Below are 4,249 nucleotides of genomic sequence, written 5' to 3' on the forward strand. Positions count from 1 at the left end.
ACGAACTCACCCAGCGCCTCAGCACACTCGGCGAACCGAGCCGCGAACACCGGCGAGCCATCAAGGAGCTCCACCGCCATCCCCACCCACTGCGCCCCCTGCCCCGGAAACACGAACACGGGGTCCACGGTCGCGCCCGGGCTTTCGGTGAGGCCGCGGGTCACGGTCGTGGGCCGTTCACCTCGTGCCAGGGCGTGCAGCCCGTTCAGCAGGGCGGAGCGGTCGGCACCCACGACGACGGCACGTTCCTCCAGAGCGGCGCGGCCGGTGACCAGCGTGTGGGAGACGTCCACGGCGGACAGTCCGGCGGACTCGACACGGTCGGCGAGCCGCGCAGCCTGCTCCTTCAGCGCGGCTTCCGAGCGGGCCGAGAGCAGCCAGGGCAGCACGGCTTCGGTGGTGGCGGTCCCGGCGTTGGTTTCGTCGGCGGGCTGCGGGGCCGGCGCCTGTTCGAGGACGACGTGGGCGTTGGTGCCGCTGCCGCCGAAGGAGGAGACGCCCGCCCGGCGCGGCCGTCCGGTCCCGGGCCAGTCGACGGCCTCGGTGAGCAGGCGGAGGGTGCCGGAGGACCAGTCGACGTGCGGGGTGATCTCCTCGCCGTGGAGCGACTTGGGCGCCACGCCGTGCCGCAGCGACTCGACCATCTTGATGACGCCCGCGACACCGGATGCGGCCTGTGTGTGGCCGATGTTGGACTTGAGGGAGCCGATCCAGAGCGGGTTGTCGGCGTCGCGTTCCTGCCCGTAGGTGGCCAGGAGCGCCTGTGCCTCGATCGGGTCGCCCAGTTTCGTTCCCGTACCGTGTGCCTCCACCACGTCCACGTCAGCGGCCGACAGACCGGCGTCGGACAGTGCCGCTCGGATGACGCGCTGCTGCGAGGGACCGTTCGGGGCGGTCAGGCCGTTCGAGGCGCCGTCCTGGTTGATCGCCGAGCCCCGGATGACGGCGAGGACTTGGTGTCCGTTGGCCTCGGCGTCCGACAGGCGCTCCAGGAGCAGGACGCCCACGCCCTCGCCCCAGCCGGTGCCGTCGGCTCCGGCCGCGAAGGGCTTGCAGCGGCCGTCGGCGGCCAGACCGCGCTGGCGGCTGAACTCGATGAAGTTGCGCATGCTGGCCATGACGGTGGCGCCGCCCGCGACGGCCATGGAGCACTCGCCGGAGCGCAGGGACCGCACCGCCAGATGGAGTGCGACCAGCGACGACGAGCACATGGTGTCGAGGCTGACGGCCGGGCCCTCGAAGCCGAAGCTGTAGGCGATGCGGCCGGACAGGACGGCGGCGGACCCGCCGGTGAGCAGATGGCCCTCGATGCCCTCGGGTGCGCGGGTGCCGTCGGGGGCGTATGCCTGGTTGCTGGCGCCGACGAAGACGCCGGTGGAGCTGCCCCGCAGGGTGGTGGGATCGATGCCGGCCCGCTCGAACGCCTCCCAGGTGGTCTCCAGCAGAAGCCGCTGCTGCGGGTCCATCGCGGTCGCCTCACGCGGCGAGATCTCGAAGAACCCGGCGTCGAACTCGGCCGCGTCGTAGAGGAAGGCGCCCTGGCGGACGTAGCTGGTGCCGACGCGCTCGGGGTCGGGGTCGTACAGACCGTCGATGTCCCAGCCGCGGTCGGTGGGCAGGTCCGAGACGGTGTCGACGCCGTCGGCGACGAGTCGCCACAGTTCCTCGGGGCTGCGCACTCCGCCGGGCAGGTGGCAGGCTGTCGCCACGATGGCGATGGGCTCGTGCGCCCGCGTCTCGAGTTCACCGAGCCTGCGGCGGGTCTGCCGCAGGTCCGTGGTGACGCGCTTGAGGTAGTCCCGCAGCTTGTCCTCGGTGTTGCCCGTGTTGCCCATGCCAGTCAGCCCTTCGAGAATCGGGAAGTCGTGTCGGGGGACCGCTCAGGAGATCCCGAGTTCCTTGTCGATCAGGTCGAACATGTCCTGGTCGGAGGCGCCGACCAGTTCCTCGTCGACGGCCGCGGGGGTCGGCTCGTCGGTGGATGCCGCCCAGGTGTCGAGCAGGCCTCGCAGCGCTTCCGCGAGTTCCTTCCTGCCCGCGGGGTCGGCGGTGGCGCGGTAGGCCGCCTCGACCTCCCTGAGCCGGGGGTCGAGGGTGGGGTCGCCGTCGGCGGGGAACAGCTCCGCGTCCAGGTGGGCGGCGAGCGCGTGCGGGGTGGGGTGGTCGAACACGAGCGTCGCGGAAAGCTTGGTGCCGAGTGCGGCGCCGAGCCGGTTGCGGAGTTCCACGGCGGTCAGAGAGTCGAAGCCCATGTCCCGGAAGGCCTTGCCGGGCTTGACCGCCTTCGCCGATCCGGAGCCGAGCACCGCCTCGACGTGCGTCCGGATCAGCTCGGCCAGCCTGCGCCCGCGCTTGCCCGGCGGAAGCGCGGCCAGCTCCGCGCGCAGGCCGCCCGCAGCGCCGGCGGTGTCCGCCGTCCGCTGTGCTTCTTCCTCCGCCCGTTGAGCCGCCAGCAGGGCCCGTACGTCAGGGATCTCGTCGATGAGCGGACGGTGTCCGTGGGCGCAGTACGCGGGGACGAAGCGGTCCCAGCGGATGTCGGCCACGACGACGGCCGTGTCGTCCGCCGCCACCGACTCCCGCAGGGCGCGCACGGCGAGTCCCGGTTCCATGGCCGGCACGCCGCGCCGCAGCAGTTGCTCTCCCACCTCGGCGTCGACCATGCCGCCGCCCGCCCACGCACCCCACGCGATGGAGGTGGCGGGCAGCCCCGCGGCCCGCCGCGCCTCGGCCAGCGCGTCCAGGTGGGCGTTGGCCGCCGCGTACGGCGCCTGACCGCCGTTGCCCCACACGCCGGCGCCGGAGGAGAAGAGCACGAAGGCGTCCAGCGGACGTCCGGCGAGCAGGTCGTTCAGGTTCTGGGCGCCGACGACCTTGGCGTGCATCAGATCGACCGCCTCGTCCGCGTCCACGCGGGTGAGCGGTCGCGCCCGGTCGACGGCGCCCGCGGTGTGCACGACCGCCGTCAGCGCCGGCTCGGCGGGCAGGCTTTCCAGGAGCTCGGCCAACGCGTCACGGTCGGCCACGTCGCAGGCGGCGATCGTCACGCGGCAGCCGAGGTCGGTCAACTCCCGTTCCAGTGCCGCCGCTCCGGGCGCGTCAGGACCGCGCCTGCTGGTCAGTACGAGGTGCTCAGCTCCCTCGCGGGCGAGATCCCGGGCGACATGAGCGCCGAGCGCGCCCGTACCGCCGGTGACCAGGACCGTCCCGCGCGGCTCCCACACCGGCGTCCCGGCCGCACCCGTACCGACGAGAGGCGAGCGCACCATGCGTCGGACGCGCACGCCCACGGAACCTGTCCGGAGCGCGAACTCGCTCTCCGCGTCACCCTCTCCCCCCGTGGCCAACAGCGTGGGCAGGTGCGAGAGCACATCGGTGGAGCCGTCGGCGGGAAGGTCGACCAGGCCGCCGGCCTGCTCTGAGTCGTCCAGCGCGGCCACCCGGAGCAGACCCCACACGGCGGCCTGACGTACGTTCGGCGCCCGGTCGCCGTCGACCGAGACGGCTCCCCGGGTCAGCGTCCACAGTCCGGCCCGTATCTCGGCGTCGGTGAGCGCCTGGCTCAACGCCATGGAGGCCAGTACGCCCTTGGAGACACCGTGGCTGCGCTCGTCCGGTTCGTCGTCGAGCGCGAGCAGCGACAGCACACCCGCCGCCGTGCCGCCCACGTCCGGAGCGGCCGCATCGAGCAGTTCGGTGAGAGCGGCGCGGTCAGCCTGTTCAGGCACGAGAACCGGTACGACGCTGGCGCCGGACTCCTCCAGCACGCGCCGGGTCCGCACCGCCAGTTCGTCGCCGGTTCGAGCTTCGGGCACGACGAGCAGCCAGTCACCTCCGAGGGAACGGCTGCCGGGAGCAGTGAACGGCCGCCACACCACGCGGTAGCGCCAGTTGTCGAGCACGCTCCTCTCCCGGCGGGTGGTGCGCCAGGCGGCCAGTGCGGGGACGACGGACTTCAGTCCCTCCTCGACCCCGAGCGTGCCGGCCAGGGCCTCCAGGTCCCCTTCCTCCACGGTGCGCCAGAACTGCTCCTCGACGGGGTCGGCGCTCACCTGGGCCTTGGGCAGGTCCAGCCAGTAGCGGCTGCGCTGGAAGGCATACGTCGGCAGGTCGACCCGGCGCGGCGACAACCCCGCGAAGACCGGGCTCCAGTCGACACGCAGGCCCCGCGCCCAGGCCTCCCCCAACGACAGGTAGAGGCGGTCGAGGCCACCCTCACCACGGCGCAGGGACCCGATCACCGGCGCGT

The 4,249-nt window shown here is 72.9% G+C and carries 2 protein-coding genes; both read right to left on the minus strand.

The features are described 5' to 3' along the window. The coding region (locus F1615_RS35275; RefSeq protein WP_149553118.1) for a type I polyketide synthase at positions 1 to 1,835 on the minus strand (1,835 nt) is incomplete at its 3' end. Positions 1,836 to 1,880: 45 nt separating this feature from the next. After that, positions 1,881 to 4,249, minus strand: a 2,369-nt coding sequence (locus F1615_RS35280; RefSeq protein WP_149553119.1) for an SDR family NAD(P)-dependent oxidoreductase, incomplete at its 5' end; no start/stop codon positions are given.

The sequence above is a fragment of the Streptomyces marokkonensis genome, assembly GCF_008312835.1.
In the GTDB taxonomy this organism is placed as follows: Bacteria; Actinomycetota; Actinomycetes; order Streptomycetales; family Streptomycetaceae; genus Streptomyces; species Streptomyces marokkonensis_A.